Raw genomic sequence first — 17,896 nt, forward strand, 5'->3', positions numbered from 1 at the left:
GGTAGGGTTGAGACTCCCATCTTTTACCCATGTCTGCATTTACTGTGAGAAGCCTGCCCTGTATCGCTGTGCAGTGTGCGACGCTCCCTTGTGCTCACGGTGTGTGTTGCGTCTCGGGCGGAAGCTCTACTGTCGTTTGTGTGGAAACGCCCGTCGAGGGTCGGGGCGTACATCGTAGGTCGTACTTGTAGGGTGCTGGCTCCTGTCTGCAACACAGAAGCCAGCCGTTGAGTTCCTTGGTTTCCATTGCTGGATGTTGCCAGGTCTCGCCTGTATTGTGGCGTGGGCGGGCCTGGCTGTCAAGTCTTCTCACGCCGCAAGAAGGAGTTACTCACATGGCTGCAAAGTTAGTTGGTATTGTGATGGGTATGCGTGAAGTCGAGGGCGTGACCAAAGAGGGACCCCGCAAGGGCGAAAGCTGGCGCTTCCTCTCCATCGAAGTCAATGATGTGCGCTTTGGACACGTCTGGTCCTGCCAGGTGCGTCATGACGACAATCAGTACCCGGACCTGGTCAATCAGGACCTGGTTGGGCACAAAGTCCAGATGGTCATTAAATCGCAATCAGCAGGTGAGCGGCAGTTGCAAGATGGCCGCAAGGTGATGCAAATTCGCTCTCAGGTGACCAACCTGCGCGACCTGGGTGTCCCTAACGAGGATGAGGACTAAGCCGCATGGCTGCGCCTCGTTCTCCATTCGTGGGTCGGGATGACTCTGTTTCATCTCGACCCATTTCTGTTTTTTGGGGTGCTTTCCGTCAGGCATGAGGAAAGGGTAGCCACGATGTTTGATGCGCAGCTCTACCCGTCCCAATGGCGTGCTATTCGACGGGACAAGCTCCGTGAAGCCAACTATTGCTGTGAGGAATGCGGTGTGAAGCATCTCTCTGAGCGACACAATACCCGCACGGGTGATCGCTATATCGTCTACTTGTCCATCGCACACAAACAGCAATACCAAACTTGGAAGAAAGATGCCGACACCATGGTGTTATGCCAGCGCTGTCACCGGCGCTATGATCGGCAGTTCCGCCGCAAGGGGTTGGTCAAGTCCTATACCCCGGTCGGCTATGCCAAAGTCTATATCGAGTCCGAGGGGAAAGAGGTGTTAGCCGGGATGCCACGCACCTTTGCCGAATTAGTCGATGTCGTGGGGGCCTTGCCGCTTGATGCCCAGTTCTCGGTCCACCTGGTGATGAATGGCGCGCTGGTGGGCCAGGGCCGCTATCGCAAAATGGCGGACGGTATTGAGGTGCTGGCCGAATACGGCGCCTGTCAAGGGCTGCCGTTCTAATCTGTCTCTCCATGAAAGGATGGTGTATATGGGATTGCGAACCTGGCTGGTTGAGCGGCTCTCAACCGGTCGTGACATGCAGGTACCAGGTGCCGGTGGGCCTGGTGCAGCTGCTTCCTGCGAGTTGGTGAGCGGGGAGGTCTTCGAGGATGACCTGATCGACATCGAGCAGACACCGGCCTCGCACGCCTCGCACTTTGAACGCTACCGCAAGTTGATTGATTCCTTTGACGAAGATCGCGAATCGCCCTTTGAGAAGCTGGTGCGCTGGCTTTTTCTCCTGCTGGCGTATACGCTGCCGTTGCTGGTGGCGTATGCGATGGGCAAAGAGATCGGCGATGCCTACGGGGGGCGCTTCGACTGGAATAGCGGCTGGTCGCTGGGCACACACACGGTGGCGCTGGCAGGGGAGTTTGCGCTAGCGATGATGACGCTCTCGGCGGCGACGGCGCTGCGGCGCATGGCCTCTGATGCCAGTTCTGCGCCCAAGTTCTTTGGCTCGCTGGTGTGCTTCCTGCTCTTCTCGCTGGCGTCCGGCCTGGCGCAATGGTTCATTGCCTCGGCGCACATTGTGCCGCGTGACACCAGTGGCATTGCGGCGCTGGTCTTCCGCGTGGCGATGGTGCCGGCGGTCGATATCGCGTCCTTGTTGTTCCTGGCGGTCATGCAGTTCAAGTCGCTCAAGAAGTTCGTGGCTGATCAACGCGTGCGCGCCCAGGCGATACGTGAGATTAACGAGGCGGAACTGGACATCCAGCGCGCCCAATCGGCGGCGGCCCGGCGCGAAACGGAAGAGCGGCAAGACCTGGCGATGAAAGAGCAGCGCAACCAGGTGTGGCTCGAGCTCGACCGGTTGCACGCCCAAACCATGATTGCCGATGCCAAACGTCGCGCCCTGCCCGCAGCTGGTGGCTCGCCGGAAGAGACGCAAAGTGAGGTCAAAATTCGGCGCATTGAGCGCGCTGGCTCCTAGCTCTTTGTGCGCCACGCGCCACGCGCCAGGCTCATGGCTTGCTATGTGCGTGAGGTATGCTGGCTGGTCGAGATGCAGGAAGGAGTGGTGTCGATGATCGAGCGTTCGGTGCTGCTGGCCTTCGCCCGGCGCTTCATCGGGCGGCGCGATGATTACGCCGTGCAACAGCAGAGCGGGCGCTACCGGCGGGTCGGTGCTGCGCTGACGGCGACGGCGCTGGCGCGTCACCTGGCCGGCCAGGACACGCTGGGCACCTATGTGATCGATGAGGCGGGCCGCTGTCGCTTCGCCGTCTATGATGCCGATACGCCAGATGGCTTGGCGCTGCTGGCAACGGTGCAGGCTCGCCTGGCGTCGGATGGTATCCCGTCGTTCCTGGAAGCATCGCGACGGGGCGGACACCTGTGGGTGCTGTTCGCGCCGCCGCTCTCTGCGCTCTCGGTGCGGCGCTGGCTGCTGCCGTACTGCCCGCCTGGGGTCGAATTCTACCCCAAACAAGAGGCGGTGGCAGCGGGCTACGGGTCGCTCATCCGGGTGCCGTTGGGCATCCACCAGAGGAGCGGACGGCGCTATCCCTTTGTCTGGTGGCAAGGGGAAAGGGTGGTGCTGGTGGCCGCTTCGACCTCGGCGCAACTGGCCTGGTGCTGTTCGCTGGAGCCGATAGTCCCCCCGGATGAGGACGCGCTGCTCTCGCCTCAGAGCGCTCCGGGTGTGGCTCCTGCGACCGCATCGATAACAAAAAAAGGTGCCACTGCTGCCACTCCCTCGCAGTTCACTTCGATTGCCGCCTGGTGCGCGGCGCAAGACCCGTTCTCCCTCATTGGCCGCTATGTACGTCTGGACGAGCGCGGCATGGGGCATTGTCCCTTTGGAGAACATCACAGCGATGGGGTCGATCAGCATCCCTCGTTGCGGGTCTACCGGCCCAGCGTGCTCGGTGGCTGTTGTTGGCACTGCTACACCTGGGGGCGTGGTGGCAACGTCTTTAACTTTGTAGCGCGCTATCATCGCCTGGACGCCAAGACCCTGTGGGCACGCATCCGGGCCGGTGGCTCATTCTGATGACAAAGCATGGCTCTCAGCTCCACTCGCAACGTGACCGAGAGCCATGAGCAGGAAGGTCCCGCTGTGGAAAGTATACCACGGCTGGGCGCTTCCTGCGGAAAGGAAGGTCCCTATGAAAACACGTCATTCCTTTAGTAGCATCGTCTTGTTGCTGACCGCGCTCATCTGTCTGCTGTTGGCCCTACTGCTGTACGGGGGCAAACGGTTCTCCTCGCTCTCTGGGCAAAGTCCGCTCAACAGTTTTGTGCAGGTCCAGGGGTCCTATGCAGTCGATGGCCCTCCCACGCTGTCGGTCGGCTTCCTCAACCGTGTGCTCTCGGCCTCTCACTCCCCGGCGGCAGGGCTGGGACAGGCGCTCTACGATGGGGGCGTGCGCTACGGGATTGACCCGGCCTATGCGCTGGCCTTCTTCCAGCATGAATCGAACTTTGGCAGAACCGGGTGGGCCGCCGTGAACCGGAGCCTGGGCAATATTCGCTGTTCGGCGGGTTACGCCTGCCAGGGTGGCTATCGCTCCTATACGAGTTGGCAAGCCGGGTTTCTCGACTGGTATCACCTCATCCGTACCTTGTATATCGACCAATGGCACCTGACGACGGTGGCGCAAATCATCCCGGTGTATGCCCCGGCCAGCGATGGCAACAATGTGGCCGCCTATATTCAAGCCGTTGAGCAGGCAGTGCAACGCTGGCGAGCAGGGCAGGTGGTCTGATGGAGCCGCTACAGGCAGCCAGTAGCAGGATACTGCATTTTCCCTTGGAAGGCGCGCTCCCACCGGGGCATGTGCTGGCGGTGGCCTACCCGCTGGGACTGGTGGCGCATCTGGGGTGTGAAGAGGGTCTGCCGTGCCTGCTGGGAGCAGCCCTCTTCACGCCGACCGAACTGCTGGTGCTGGACCCCGTGGTGGAGTCTTACCCGCACTATTGCCCCTACGAGGTGCTGCTGGCCCGTTTGGCGGGTGGCTCCTCCTCTGATGAGCAAGCGGTGGCACGTGCCAGGCAGCAGCTGTATGAGGCCTATGACGAGGGCCGCGGCGAGGTGCTGCTGCGCCCGCTGCGTAATGTGCTCTCGCGGGTCCGGCTCAAGCTGCATGTGCTGGGCCTGGATGTAGTGGCGATGGTGGAAACGGGCTACCTGCTGCGGGCGGTCAAAGCGAGAACGGGGTCGTCATCAGGTGCCGGGTGTCGCAAGTAAAGCACACCCGGCAAACTACATTTCTCTTTGGTTGGTTGAGTGTTTTTGGTGAAGGTTCTTCGATTTCACTGGTTGAAGCTTGCTTGTTTAGCGTACCGATTGATACACAGAAAGGAAGATGAGCGATGGCTGATTTTCGCCTCCATTTGACCGAAGAACAGTACAACGAATTAGCACAGTTCTGGCATGAGTACATGGTACTTGGCCCGCCTCATCGTGACATGGGGCTTGATCGGACTGGGATTGCTATGAACTTTAGCCAATGGATTGATGTCGATGAGGACGAGCCACGCTATGGCTTGCCAGAGATCATAGCATTCTTTGACGAGAAAGCACGACGCGAAGGAACAGCGGTTACAAATGAATAGTTGAGTCAACCAGTGAAAACGGAGAACCTTGGTGAAAAGGAGGGCACGATGAGCGAGCAAGAGGTCTTCAAGCGGTTGCAACGGATAGCCAGCGAGTTCGGCTATCGGGTGACCATCTACGCGGATTACGTGAATGTGATGCGGGACAGTCGCATCCAGGACGGGAAAAGCTGGGCGAATTTTACCCGTTCGCAGCATGGCTATGAACGGGCGATTGCCTGGTTACAAGCCAAAGCCCAGCGAGGTGAGCTATGAACGAGGAAGCACCCATGGTGCAAGCGATGCATGTGCTTGGCCGTGGCCTGGATACGCTGATTGTCAACGTGTATCCGACCGATCACGAGGGCGAGACGGTCAAGGAACGCTTGCCAGAAGCCTTGGAACAGGAATTGACGCGCTACAAGGAACGGGCGCAAGCCGAAGATGAGGAGGTACCGACCCGCTGGGTCTTTGAGGGGGAAACCCTGTTTATGAAAGACAAGGGCGGGTCGCATTTCAAGTGGATACTGACCTGTCATCAATTCAGCGTGGCGGTGAGTCGAGGCATCAAGATAGCCTTGTGGGGACAGGTGCGCTTCTCCTCGGAATACCTGTGGAAGTGGAATAGTCATCCAGCGAAAGGCATCTCGGACGTGTTGCTGTTCCTGACCAACATCTTCGGGGCCAATATCGCCTTTCAAGCCAGTGAAGTGCATCTCGCGCTGGATTTCACGGGATGGGATATCGGTGCCTGCCAGGTCAAAGAGCACTTCATCCATCGAGCAGTGCAGACGGCTCCTGTGCCTCAGACGGTTGATGCCACGGTGATCGCTGGCCCTGAGCAGGTCATTGAACGCTGGAACCGCGTGACGGGTTTGCCCTTTGGCAAACACACGTCGGCGGTCTCCTGCCTGATCTATGACAAGACACATGAAATCAAGTACCACAGCAAAGAAAAAGGCTGGTTTCATGAGCTGTGGCTTGCGCAAAAGCAGGCGGATGGGTCACCTGCCTGGGATGGGGAAGCGCCGGTGTGGCGGGTCGAGTTTCGTTTCAAGCGTTCGGCTTTAGGGGAGTTCGACCTGGAAAATGTGTACGAGGTGCTTGAGCATGTGCCTGATCTATGGGCCTATGCTGCCGGGCATGTCGGCGGTGCAGATGGCTTGCCGGATGGGTGGTTGCGCTATGTGATGTCATCTGAGGATACTAACCGCTCGCGTTGGCCGGTGCATCCCTGCTGGGAGGTGATACAAGGCGCGTTCTTGCCTTCCGCTCCTGTGCCTGCGTCGGTTGATATGCAGCCATTCCAGCGCAAGTGCAAGCGCACAGTCAACATGATGCGGGCGTTTGCGGCGGTGGCTGGCTATAGCTCCACGGTGGAAGCCTGGCGGCGTGGCTATGCCGATGAGAGGAAGCACGAAGAACCGGAGATCGAGCCAGACATCTCTGACACCTTCCATTTCCTCTACGAGAATGTGCAGGCCTATATCGAGGATACCGGGCGTGATTTCACGCACCTGGTCAAGAAAAAGCGCGTGCTGTATCGATTAGCAGCGGCATCGGCGGCGTAAACTCGGCGTTGAAACGCTGACTTTTAGGAGTGGAGAACATGCAAGAGACAGTACAACCCTTGCTTATTACTATTGAGGAAGCAATGAGACTTCTACGCATTGGGCGTACTAAGCTGTACAGATTGATTAACCAAGAGGGCTTGCCGGTGCATCGCTTTGGGCGTCGGGTGCTGATTGATCCCAATGAGTTGAGGCCCTGGTTAGCACAGCGTAGACAGCAAGCAAGCTAGTTGATTTTGTTAGCTAGCTGTTTTTAACATCTGTAGAATTGAACCGCTTATCTTTTATCGGATAAGCGGTTTTATTTGCCTAAAGGAGCTTATCGGTATGGCAAAAAGAGGCAATGGCGCGGGTTCTGTCTATCGGCGTAAATCAGATGGCAAATGGGTAGGCAGCATTACCCTCGAGAATAGCAAGCGCAAGGTGTTTTATGGTAAGACGCAAAAAGAGGTACAGGATAAAGTAAACGAGGCTCTCTACCAGCAACAAAAGGGAACGCTCGTAACTGCCCCTAATGAGCCTCTAGAAGATTACTTGAGACGCTGGCTAGAGGACGTGTGTATGCCTCCTAATTTGCGGGTGAGTACATACGTGAAGTATAAGAAAACCATTGAAACGTATATAATCCCTGCTCTTGGTAAAGTTCCGTTGCAGAAACTTGAGCCGCTCCATGTGAAGCGACTTTGCAATAATCAACAGAAACGGGGCCTTTCACCCAAGATGGTCGGTGAGATACACGGTTTGCTGCATAAGGCGTTAGACGATGCTGTAAAGTGGGGATTGCTTGCGCGTAACGTTTGCGATTTGGTAGATCGTCCACGTGTCGAGAAAAAAGAGATACCTGTTTTAGATAAAAATCAGGCGCTTGCTCTATTAGAGTCGGTGAAGCAACATCGATTAGGCGTGCTGCTCCTGGTCGTTCTGACGACGGGTATGAGGCGAGGTGAACTGCTGGCGTTACGATGGGCGGATGTGAACCTGGAAAAGGGGGCACTATTCGTGAATAAGACAGTCGATTATATCCCTCACTATGGATATGTTGAGAATGGGCCAAAGTCAAAATCAGGGCGGCGTACAATCAAGATCGCTGCGTTTGTTGTTGAGATACTCAAAGCACATCGAGAGAAACAGCAGGTCTTGAAAGCGAAGGCAGGGTTGAGGTGGGTTGAGAAAGACTTGGTGTTCTGCGGGTTGACTGGCGATTATTTCAATCCGAACTACCTGTTGAGGTTGTTTAAAGAGGTGCTAGTTGAGGCTGGTTTACCTCATATGCGTTTCCACGATTTGAGGCATAGTGCAGCAACCATCCTGTTAGCTATGGGCATTCATCCCAAAGTGGTACAGGAACTTCTGGGGCATAGCTCGTTTCTGATTACGATGAACCTCTACGGCCACGTGTTCCCGTCGATGCTGGATGAGGTCGTAGAGAAGTGGAACAGAGAGTTTAATGCGGAGTAGAAAAAGGCGGTTGTTAGACGGTTGCTACACAGTTGCTACATTTGGAGATATCGGAACAAAAGGGGGCTAAATAAAATGAGGCTATAGGCGCTTCTATAGCCTCATGAGTGGTGGAGATGGGGGAGAGTCGAACTCCCCGTCCAAACGGACCCATCGAAGAATGTACTACAGGTTTAGTCAGTGTTTTTGCTTTGCGCTTCGGACTCCCACCGACCGGATTCCTCAGCGCTGGCCCTCTGGTCTTAGATGACGATTAGAAGGCGGTCCTCGTCATAGCGTCCCGCGTGTGTGACGCCCTGATCTGACCCCACGGGAAAAGGTCAGGAGGACGACGCTTTACTGTTTCTTAGGCAGCGAGAGCGTAAGCAGGTGCCTGTTTGGCATCTATTGTTTGTCGGTTGTTTAACGAGAGTGCATACCGACACCTCGACCTGCAATTCTCCAACCTGTTCGTCTGTCGAAACCCGACATCCCCAGGTAAAATGGAGTTGCATCAAGCTCTATCCATGCCTTGACGCACCTTTATGATACCATATATCTTATCAGATAGCAAGGGAAAATTGGCAGGTTCCGGGGCGATTGAATACCTTTCTGTATCAGTCTTTATTTGTTGTGATTCAAGCGTATTTCAGCTCCATTTCAGAGAGGCAGGTTATAGTTGCTGGAGAAAACAGGTAGGCCAATGATGGTCATCAAATATGGAGTCGTGCCATTGATGCCAGTCTTGATCAAACACCGCAGTTAGTCAATGGGATAATTTACCTCATGACGACAGCGATCTCTTATGAAACTTCTAATACGCCGAGACCGGGAAACTCGCCACAATTCATGTCTATTGGAACACTTGTGTGGCACTACCTTACACAAATCAATTTCTGATCTTTGGATCGGGCTATGAGCGGGAGGATGCAAAACTGTGTGTCCTCCCGTTTTCAATTCGCGGTAATTTTGAATGACCTGCGCGCGGCTATGAATAACAAGAGGCACGTAATCAACAGGATCAAAGCATCGCGTACCGCAATCACCCCGTAATATTTCTCGATATGCGGCAGGTCAACGTAGATGATGGGAAAATCAATTAGCGTCAGCAGGCAAACAACTCCCCAGCTAAGCAGCCAGCGCCAGTTAGCCTTGCCTACATAAGCGATCAGGGGCGTCACCCACATCAGGTATTGAGGGCTGAACACCTTGCCCATCACCATCACTACCAGCAGCGTCATCAGGCTGGCGGTAAAAATATCCAATTTTCCGCGCCATTGCAACCACCATGTGAATAGCAAACCGGCAACTAAAAGACCCGTGCTCAGCAATGATACCTTACTTGATAACGAACTGGTAAAGTTAAGCGACTGGTAGATGAAGGTGTATTGCACCGGGCGACCCGCGAAATTGCCGAGCCACAACAAGACACCGGGCAACGACTCTACCTGAATGGGCCGGTTGAGAAAATAGCTGAAAGGAACCAGCGTATTGGCAACATTCAGCACAAGCGAAATGGCCGTTAGCAGCACGCAAATTCCTACAAATAGCCCCAAAGCCGACCACCTGCGCCAGGCTGTCCATTTTTCGCTGTATTGCACCTGTTGCGCGATGAGGAATGGGATAACAAGCACTACCGGGTAAAACTTGAGCATGGTCGCAAGAGCTAGCAGCGCGAAAGCCCAGTTCCATCTTGCTTTAGCCGCCAGGATCACTGCTCCTAAAGTCAATGCGGCAGTAATCAGATCGAAACGTGTTTCCGCCAGCGCCCAGCTACCGAGCGCCAGGTAAAAGGCGAACGCGATAGCGGCTCCTGTTGAGCGATTGAATTTGATGACGAAATAAATCAGACCTGCTACGAGCGCCATTAAGATTGCGAAGACTACCTGGTACAATGAAAAGGGAGCAAGCAAGGGCAGAGAGAATGCGACCAGGGTAAGGAATGGGTATTCCGGTGGCAAGGCATGGAATGGCTGTGTGGTGGATTGCGATTTCACCAGTGTAATCAGGAAATTGGGGAAGTGCCTGGCCTGCAATTTTGCCGCGAGCGTGGCGGATGAACTATTATCGAGGAAGGCACACTGGCTCTTTGAGTTGGCATCCAATCCCAGCGCGTCAATACCGGCCTTTCCCTGCCAGAAAGCGATGGCATAGCACTGGTAGCGCGTCGCATCGTTATAGTGGTTAGAGAACTGGCTGGTGGCGCCCCAGAATAAAATAGCCCCCATCACCACTACGATACCGATATCTAGCAAATACTTCCAGGAAAAATTTCCTATAGCCATAGGTCTGGCTGTCTGTTCAGTATGCTGCTTGAGTTTTTCCGCGTCCGAACGCGCATGGGCATCATTAATCTTAAACATAGGTCATTCCTGAGATTGCATTCATTTCCTATCAAACAATCAGGAGCCACTCTTCATAAAACGATCCAGGTTGACAATAAAGCGCTCGTGCAGACCTTCGCCGATTTTTCTCTTCTCGTCATAAGCTTCGACCTGAAAAACGAGGCGGCGTCCATCGATCTCAATCAACTTCGCGGTGGCACGCACCTGCTGACCGAGTGGTGTGGCGGCAAGGTGGCGCACGTTGACTAATGTCCCGACCGTCACATATCCCTCATCCAGGTGATCGGCAACTGCTCGCCAGGATGCGTTCTCCATCAAGGCAATCATCATGGGAGTCGCGAATACCTCGACTCCGCCCGCTCCTACATATGCCGCCGTGTTTTCATGCACGACCGTCGTCGTCATCTCTCCCGTCAAACCTAGCTCAAGTGCCATGCTCAAATCATCCTTTCTGTTTTTGCTCGCTGCTTCCTGATGGCATACTATACTACAATGTGGCTTGCGTGGGAAGAAACGGGGTTCTCAGTACTAATGGTCAACCTGATGAGCAGGGGGAACTTTGCTATGATGATACAAATCGGGTTATAGTTTCGTTCAGTACTCAGGACGACGCGAACTTGCAATCGGATGCGGAAATTCATAGTATTATCCAGCATTGAGGAGAACTTATGGCTCGTCATATACAAAAGGTAGCACACCGTGGGGGTGCTGCACTTGCGCCGCAAAATACGTTAGCCGCATTTCGTAATGCCCTTAAGCTACCTATAGATACTATTGAACTTGATGTGCAGATGTCTCGCGATGGACACGTCATCGTATTTCACGATAACACTGTTGAGAAGCTTACCGATGGTTCCGGCAATATACTTGACCTCGATTTTGCCTACCTGCGCAATCTCAATGCGGCGGCTCATTTTCCTGGTGGTTGGCCGGAACCACAGCAGATTCCAACACTGAGAGAAGTCCTCGATCTCGCGAAAGGCCATGTTGGAGTCTATATCGAAATCAAATTCAGTGAGCGAAATGGAGTGTATGGGCGCTATCCTGACATCGCGGAAGCAGTCGTGGGCGAGGTACGAGCCGCCGGTATGCTTGATCAGGTGCTGATCATCTCTTTTGACTGGAAGATACTACCCATCGTCAAGGCGTTGGAACCGGCATTGCAGACCGGAGCCATCGTTTCAGACGATGTCTGGAATCCGCATGCCGAGCATGCGCTGCAAACCCTCATTAATGATGTTTCTTCTCTTGGATGCAACTGGATCAATATGGATAGTCACCTCTTTATGCATGATATGTCCGGAGCCGCACACAAGTATGGATTGCAACTTGGTGTCTGGACGGTCAATTCCATCGCTGAGATGCGCAGTTTTGCAGCGGCAGGGGTAGACTCAATCACCAGCGACCGTCCTGACCTCTTTGCGCAACTGCCACTCCTGATGGATTTTGACGATCGGCTCGAGTAGTCCTGTAGGGACAGCATTTCCAAAATCTTTACCAGGATGTTCCTCAAGTTTTGTTGACCCAAACTACCTAATTCGTCCAAATTCGTGTCCCTTCGGGCATGTTGTGCGTTGTATTAGTGAGAAAGTAGATGCTTTCTCAATAAGGCGTGAGGTATCTACATGTCCTGCATCAAGAGTATGATCTGGTACTATTTTGTGCTGTTCTCGAAGGAGAGTATGCTATAATTGGCGGCAATTGAAGCCCTTAGGCGAATGGAGATATAAACGGCTCCGGTTACTGTATGGAGTATAGTGACAATGTTACAGACGGAAATTTCATCATTACCTGCCCAGAGCGAATTACCAACTTCTGTTGAACCCGAAACTCTTCTAACCTCTTCCTCGCCGCAAGAGGTGGCGATTTCGTTCGTCATACCCGTTATGAACGAGGAAGAGAATATACGACCGTTATATGACAAGCTATCGTCGCAGCTCGATGCCCTTGATCAGAGCTATGAAGTCATATTTGTCGATGATGGCAGTACAGATAAAACGTTTCTTGAACTGAAGAAATTACATGCCGAGCATCCTGGCGTGGTGCGCGTGATTCGTTTCCGCAAGAACTTCGGCAAAACTCCGGCACTGGTGGCGGGCTTTAGCCGCTGCCGCGGTGAAATCATTTTCACCATGGATGGCGACCTGCAAGACGATCCTGAAGAGATTCCGAATTTCCTGGCGAAGCTCGATGAGGGATATGATCTCGTGTCGGGTTGGAAATTCCCGCGCCTTGATCCTATCTCGAAGACGTTCCCGTCGCGCATCTTCAATGGCATGGTCAGCAAAATGACCGGCGTGCATTTGCATGATATTAATAATGGCTTCAAGGCATACCGGCGCGAGGTGATCGAGGATAGCCATATCAAACTGTATGGCGAATTTCATCGTTTTGTACCCGTCATGGCCCACTGGCGCGGGTACAGTGTCACGGAAATCAAGGTAAAGCATCATCCACGCATCCATGGTGTCTCGAAATTCGGTGCTCGCCGTTTCGCACGAGGCCTGATAGACCTGTTGAACGTACTCTTCCTTACTACCTTTTTGCGCATGCCCTTGCGACTCTTTGGGCCACTGGGGTTCTGGACGTTTTTGCTCGGTGTGATAGTAGACCTGTACGTGGTCATACGCAGCTACTTTTTCACCTATGAGCCGATTCACAACCAGCCTATGCTCTTCGTGGGTATCCTGTTGATGATCTTTGGCGTCCAGTTTATTCTCACGGGCCTGCAAAGCGAGATGATACGGCACTATGCTTTCCGCTCGGATGAAGAATACAGTATTCGGCAGGAACTGGATTAATGCAGAAGTCTACTCTGGTAAAAATCGGCAAGCGTGTATTGCAAATTGGTTTGCCCATCGTCGTTCTGGCCTCGCTCCTGTATAAATTGCGCGATTGGGGAAATTGGAATGCGCTGCTTGTCAGTGCTCACTCGTGGAATTACTGGCTGCTGGCCCTGGCATTTTTCGGTTTTGTGCTGCAAGAGTTATCCTTTGGCCTGATCTGGAAGGCAGTGCTGGCCCGTCTCGGTTTCACCTTAGATCTGCGTGCCAGCCTGCGCATCTACCTGGCCTCAGAATTTGTGCGCTACATCCCGGGCAATGTCTGGCATGTTCTCACGCGAATTCTTTGGGTTGGTAAATATGGCGCCTCTCGCACGATTGCTTTTGCCAGCATGACTATCGAACTGATTACCAAGCTGGCTGCCGGAGCATTCATTTTCGCCTTGAGCCTGATTTTCTGGGGAGATATCGGAGCCATTGGTTCTCTGTTCCACGGCTCCCTTTTCATCCTGGTTGGGGTTGCCATATTTCTGGCATTGCTCGTTCTCATCCATCCTCGCATCCTCAACGGTTTGCTTAATCTTGCCTTGCGCGTGTTAAAGCGCGAACCGGTGGTATTGACCGTGAGCTACAGGGATATTCTGCTGGTCACGCTGGCGTGGTGTGGAAGCTGGTTTATCGCAGGCAGCGGATTTTTCGTGCTTTTATTAGCCCTCTGGCCGCACACAACCCTGGCGATGCTCCCTCTCTGTATCGGTATCTACGCGATAGCCTGGGATTTTGGGTTTGTCACCTTTATCACGCCCAGCGGCCTGGGATTTCGAGAACTGGCGATTACCGCGCTCTTTGCCCTTTCTTTACCATCCGTGCCTGTTCCCCTGGTCGCTATCCTGGCGCTGCTCTCGCGCGCCGTCTCCACACTGGCCGAACTCCTCTGTGTCAGCGTCGCCTATCTGAGTGGCGGCCGGGCTGCACGTTCGATACAGCAAGAACAAGAGGCAGATCAACCCCCGCTTGCGAAAGAGGCAAGGCAAGAACAGCAAGAGAATATTTCAGATGAGACTCCGGCAGGCGTCTCTGCTGAAGGAGGGAATGTGGGTGACTAGCACGACCTGGCGTAAACGTTTCGCGGTATGGCGGAGTCGCCTCTATCTCTATCCGCCGCCCGAACCCATGCCCCGTACGCGCGTATTTTGGATTTCAATGGGGCTTGTCGCTCTTCTGGCGGCGGCGTTCTCCGCCTTTTTCATCGCATTTCTCACCAGCCGTCATAATGCATTCCTGACCGGTGCCGAGGATATGGGCATCATGGATCAGGCGGTCTGGGGTATTTTACATGGGCAGCCGCTCCACATGTCTATTTGCAATATCGTAAGCGATACTAATTGTTATAGCTCTGCTGGAGTCTCGCGTTTTGCCATTCATTTCGAGCCGATTCTTTTTCCCATTTCGCTATTATATATTTTCTGGCCCGGCCCCAATACCCTGGTAATTTTTCAAACGTTGGTAGTGGCGAGTGGAGCTTTTCCAGCTTTCTGGCTGGCGCGTTTGCGTTTGCGCAGTAACCTGGCGGCGGTGCCTTTTGCTCTTCTCTACCTGCTTTACCCGGCGCAGCAACAGGCCACCATCTTTGAATTTCATGCTGTTGCCTTGACTGCGGCGCTCCTGCTCTTTGCCCTTTATTTCATGTATACACGCAAAACGGTGTGGCTCTTCGTCTTTGCCATCCTCACTATGGCCTGCAAAGAGGAGCTTCCTGCCGTAATAGCTTTGCTCGGCCTGTGGATGATTCTCTTCCAGCAGCGCTGGCGTGCCGGCCTGGGATTGGTTGTGCTTGCGTTTGGCTGGCTGGGAATTACACTGCTCAGCTATCATTTCTCCAGTCCCACGGGGCATCCACTCCTGGTGTCACGCTATAGCTATCTTGGCAACAGCCCCGTGCAGATTGTGCTGCATGTGCTGCGGCATCCCATCAGCATGTTTAAACAGCATGTCTGGGAGATTCGCCACCGCGCTTATCTGGAGTTATTGCTTGCTCCCGCCGGTTATCTACCGTTGCTTGCTCCCTGGGTACTGGTACTTGCCGTTCCTTCGCTGGCGCTTAACCTGTTTAGTTCTGATCCTAACCAGTATGTGGGCGTTTTCCAGTATAGCGCGGAGATTGTTCCCATTCTTATCTTTGCGACCATCGAAGCTATGGTATTTATCATCTGGCTGGTCCAATGGTATATCAATTATGTGCAAGAGATGCGTCCAAAGGTTCAAGCGACTGAAGCTGTAGCTACCACGGCTGGCCCTATTCGTTTGTTGCGTTCCTCGCGCTGGTTGCACCCTGTCTTGTTGACGGTCTTGATCGTTTTCGCGCTGGCGAGTGTGGTGAATCAGGATTTCACCTATGGTTCGTTGCCGTTTTCACAGGGTTTTCAATGGCCGCAGGTCACCGATCATGACAAGGTGGCGCAGCAACTCATCGATATGATTCCTTCTTCGGCGTCGGTGTCGGCACAATCGAACCTTGTACCACATATCAGCGAGCGCTCGAATATCTATATGTTTCCTTATCAAGACAATTCAGCTGATTACATCTTCCTGGATGTGACCAACAATACGTATCCTCTCTATTCCGACCAGTATACTACGGATGTGAATACTATTCTGCTGGGCGGGAATTATGGGATTGTAGCTGCACAAGATGGTTACCTGTTGCTCAAGCGGGGGCTACCTTCTCCAGGCATTGCTCCTTACTCACCGGCTCAGTCCGGTCCTAATGTTATACCGAATCTGCCGGATAGCTTCTGTTCTTTTACTCAAGTACCGCAACAGCAGGTGACAAACCCGCTGCAGGTCAATTTCACCGCAACTGATGGTTCTAACGATAGCTTGAGCCTGGTTGGCTATAGTTTTTCGCCGCCGGATTCGTTTACTGCCAATGCCAATACCCGTTATATGCAGGTGAATACGTACTGGAGAGTGAATACACCGGTTCTGCCTGCTCTGCGGATACAGGTGCGGCTGGCGAATCAGTCCAACAAAGAAGAGTATTCCAGCACTGATTTTCCGGCCCTGACGTGGTGTCCTACTACTACCTGGAAGCCGGGAACTATCATACTGGCGGCCAGCAGAATCCTCTACATTGGTAGTGTACCAACAGGGTTGGCACATGTATCGATAGCCCTCTTGCCTTTAACTGTTCCGTTAGGTACAATAGCAGCGCAACAGGATAGACTACCGTTACAAATTGTGAACGCTCCTGACACTATTGTTCCTGCACCGGGGACAAATGCCGTGCAGATAGCCACATTCACGATTACCTGAAGATTTCTCCTGGAGAGAGGCCTGAAATGAAAGGGGTGTTGGTATGGGCATTTATCTGAGTCAACTGCCGCCTGCCGAACTTGCGCGCCTGAAAGCTGAATTAGCGGAGACCCTGATAGCCAATTTTTGCTATCCCCGCTTTTTTGATTATCGCACAAATTCGCTGCGCATGCGACCGGTAGATCGCGCGAAACGCCAGGAGGTCTGGCTTTTCCTCGGTAACATGGATTTTACCGCCTGGAATCGCATAGACTTGCTCTCCCCAGAATTTCAGCGCCAGGTTGAGCGCCTGTTTATTCATTTCGTGCAGCGCAATCGGAATTTCTTTGGTGAGCAGGGTCGCAAGCGAATGGCAGATGTGAGGATGCTCATCAATATCTCTTCACAGGCAGTCACCGAAGGATTTCGCGGTCACCTGACCCGCCGTCAGACAACCAATCCTCCTTTCGGCAGCCCGCGTCCTATTTCATCCTGGTCTACAACAAACGCAAGCGGCCAGGCGGAACTGAAATGGGAACAGATTGTCTCCAGCACCATGTTATTGCAGCAGCAATTACAAGAAGCGCGAGGGGAAATCAAACCATCTCTACCCGGCGAGGCGCACCCGGCTGTAGCTGCCCCCAAACGAACACCTCGCGGTGGAACGACGGCAAATGGCCATACAAGTCATGCAAATGGAAGTGTCGAATCTGAGGCGCGTCCTGCTACCGGCCAAAAAGCTGCCCATCTTCCCCAACCGCAGCAATCTCCGGTATCTCAGCTTGCCTCTTTGCAGAAAATCGAAGCACGAGCTGCGGAAGACAACAAAATTGTAACGCCAGCTGCTCCAGGTCCGAAAACGACCAATCCTTTAACTCCGCCATCAGGACCTCTCCATGCAGCTCCTGCTATTCCTGATGTTCCGACTCGCCCGGCAGTTGAAAGTGTCGGGTCGCCGGTTGTAGCTGATCTTCAAAGTCCACCAAAGCAGCAAGACAATCACGTCATCGCGGTAGCCAATACTCCTCTACTAGATGCACCGGTACACAGTGTGGCAAGCGCAACTCCGCCTATTCCTCAGACCCGGCCGGTCGAGGCGTCGCATTCTCCTGCCACGCAAGAACAAGAAACGGTGCGTGAAGTCTCGCGGACGCTTCAACCGGCGCCATCTTCCGTCGTAGAAGTACCCTCAAAACAACCTGAAAACGCTACAGTTATTTTGAGCGATGAGGATATCGTCATTTTTGAACAACTGAGCTACCAGCTTCTTACATGGCTGCGTATTGAGGCAGTACATGCCGGTTTAGAAATCTCCGGTCAAGGGGCCGGCCAGCTTCTTGAGATGCTGAAAGAACAGGGCGAGTCGGATGATACGCACTTGCAAGTCGTCTCCACCTTATTAAATATCTGCAACCAGGTCATTGCCAATGGCCATGCCAGCCTTCTCGACTACAAGCAGGCGATGATGTTTTATTTGATGCACACTCGTCGTCACCACTGATATATCGGTGCCTCTTAAAAATCCATTAAGAATAGTTGTAAGGGCCTAAATTGCCTTACTAACTACTTCCAAACCTGTCTATAGGTATGATATA

At 53.5% G+C, this 17,896-nt stretch carries 18 protein-coding genes and 1 other RNA gene; 16 read left to right on the forward strand and 3 right to left on the reverse strand.

All coding sequences use genetic code 11. The annotated features are described in order from the left end of the window. The first annotated feature begins 335 nt into the window (after window positions 1–335). The 11 genes from VFA09_16055 to VFA09_16105 all read left to right on the forward strand — a co-directional run bounded on the left by VFA09_16055 (window position 336) and on the right by VFA09_16105 (window position 7,900). On the forward strand, window positions 336–668 hold the full coding sequence (locus tag VFA09_16055) for a hypothetical protein (GenBank protein HZU68792.1): 333 nt from the start codon (window positions 336–338) through the stop codon (window positions 666–668). A 315-nt stretch (window positions 669–983) separates the two neighbouring features. After that, window positions 984–1,292 (forward strand): hypothetical protein, encoded by a 309-nt coding sequence (locus VFA09_16060; protein HZU68793.1) that lies wholly within the window; start codon window positions 984–986, stop codon window positions 1,290–1,292. A 28-nt stretch (window positions 1,293–1,320) separates the two neighbouring features. Further along, a complete protein-coding gene (locus tag VFA09_16065; GenBank protein HZU68794.1) occupies window positions 1,321–2,265 on the forward strand; it encodes a hypothetical protein in 945 nt (314 codons plus the stop codon). Between the two features lie 93 nt (window positions 2,266–2,358). Further along, on the forward strand, window positions 2,359–3,327 hold the full coding sequence (locus VFA09_16070) for a hypothetical protein (GenBank protein HZU68795.1): 969 nt from the start codon (window positions 2,359–2,361) through the stop codon (window positions 3,325–3,327). 115 nt (window positions 3,328–3,442) lie between these two features. Next, the gene (locus VFA09_16075; GenBank protein HZU68796.1) at window positions 3,443–4,042 is read left to right on the forward strand and encodes a glucosaminidase domain-containing protein; all 600 of its coding nucleotides are present in this window, start codon (window positions 3,443–3,445) and stop codon (window positions 4,040–4,042) included. A gap of 188 nt (window positions 4,043–4,230) precedes the next feature. Next, complete coding sequence (locus VFA09_16080; protein HZU68797.1) at window positions 4,231–4,524, forward strand: hypothetical protein; 294 nt, start codon at window positions 4,231–4,233, stop codon at window positions 4,522–4,524. Window positions 4,525–4,649: 125 nt separating this feature from the next. Beyond that, window positions 4,650–4,892 (forward strand): hypothetical protein, encoded by a 243-nt coding sequence (locus VFA09_16085; protein HZU68798.1) that lies wholly within the window; start codon window positions 4,650–4,652, stop codon window positions 4,890–4,892. Between the two features lie 48 nt (window positions 4,893–4,940). Continuing rightward, a complete protein-coding gene (locus VFA09_16090; protein ID HZU68799.1) occupies window positions 4,941–5,147 on the forward strand; it encodes a hypothetical protein in 207 nt (68 codons plus the stop codon). Beyond that, entirely contained in the window at window positions 5,144–6,442 is a 1,299-nt protein-coding gene (locus VFA09_16095) for a hypothetical protein (protein HZU68800.1), read from the forward strand. Before VFA09_16090 ends, VFA09_16095 begins: the two co-directional genes overlap by 4 nt. A 38-nt stretch (window positions 6,443–6,480) precedes the next feature. Continuing rightward, window positions 6,481–6,672 (forward strand): helix-turn-helix domain-containing protein, encoded by a 192-nt coding sequence (locus VFA09_16100; GenBank protein ID HZU68801.1) that lies wholly within the window; start codon window positions 6,481–6,483, stop codon window positions 6,670–6,672. A 97-nt stretch (window positions 6,673–6,769) separates the two neighbouring features. Then, window positions 6,770–7,900: a site-specific integrase gene (locus VFA09_16105; protein HZU68802.1), complete on the forward strand. Its 1,131-nt coding sequence runs from the start codon at window positions 6,770–6,772 to the stop codon at window positions 7,898–7,900. Between the two features lie 108 nt (window positions 7,901–8,008). On the opposite strand, the gene ssrA is transcribed toward VFA09_16105, so the two are convergent. The 3 genes from ssrA to VFA09_16120 all read right to left on the reverse strand — a co-directional run bounded on the left by ssrA (window position 8,009) and on the right by VFA09_16120 (window position 10,659). Further along, window positions 8,009–8,375: a transfer-messenger RNA gene (gene ssrA, locus VFA09_16110) on the reverse strand. Between the two features lie 457 nt (window positions 8,376–8,832). Then, complete coding sequence (locus VFA09_16115) at window positions 8,833–10,242, reverse strand: glycosyltransferase family 87 protein (GenBank protein HZU68803.1); 1,410 nt, start codon at window positions 10,240–10,242, stop codon at window positions 8,833–8,835. 39 nt (window positions 10,243–10,281) lie between these two features. After that, complete coding sequence (locus tag VFA09_16120; protein ID HZU68804.1) at window positions 10,282–10,659, reverse strand: thioesterase family protein; 378 nt, start codon at window positions 10,657–10,659, stop codon at window positions 10,282–10,284. Window positions 10,660–10,892: 233 nt separating this feature from the next. Between VFA09_16120 and VFA09_16125 the strand changes: the two genes are divergently transcribed. The 5 genes from VFA09_16125 to VFA09_16145 all read left to right on the forward strand — a co-directional run bounded on the left by VFA09_16125 (window position 10,893) and on the right by VFA09_16145 (window position 17,802). Beyond that, window positions 10,893–11,690, forward strand: coding sequence for a glycerophosphodiester phosphodiesterase (locus VFA09_16125; protein ID HZU68805.1), 798 nt, complete (start codon window positions 10,893–10,895; stop codon window positions 11,688–11,690). A gap of 297 nt (window positions 11,691–11,987) precedes the next feature. Beyond that, window positions 11,988–13,025: a glycosyltransferase family 2 protein gene (locus VFA09_16130; protein ID HZU68806.1), complete on the forward strand. Its 1,038-nt coding sequence runs from the start codon at window positions 11,988–11,990 to the stop codon at window positions 13,023–13,025. Next, a complete protein-coding gene (locus tag VFA09_16135; protein ID HZU68807.1) occupies window positions 13,025–14,113 on the forward strand; it encodes a lysylphosphatidylglycerol synthase transmembrane domain-containing protein in 1,089 nt (362 codons plus the stop codon). The genes VFA09_16130 and VFA09_16135 overlap by 1 nt, the downstream gene beginning before the upstream one ends. Then, a complete protein-coding gene (locus VFA09_16140) occupies window positions 14,106–16,322 on the forward strand; it encodes a DUF2079 domain-containing protein (GenBank protein ID HZU68808.1) in 2,217 nt (738 codons plus the stop codon). Before VFA09_16135 ends, VFA09_16140 begins: the two co-directional genes overlap by 8 nt. Before the next feature lie 43 nt (window positions 16,323–16,365). Next, on the forward strand, window positions 16,366–17,802 hold the full coding sequence (locus tag VFA09_16145) for a hypothetical protein (protein HZU68809.1): 1,437 nt from the start codon (window positions 16,366–16,368) through the stop codon (window positions 17,800–17,802). The last annotated feature ends 94 nt before the right edge of the window (window positions 17,803–17,896 follow it).

This window comes from Ktedonobacteraceae bacterium, from assembly GCA_035653615.1.
Classification (GTDB): domain Bacteria; phylum Chloroflexota; class Ktedonobacteria; order Ktedonobacterales; family Ktedonobacteraceae; genus DASRBN01.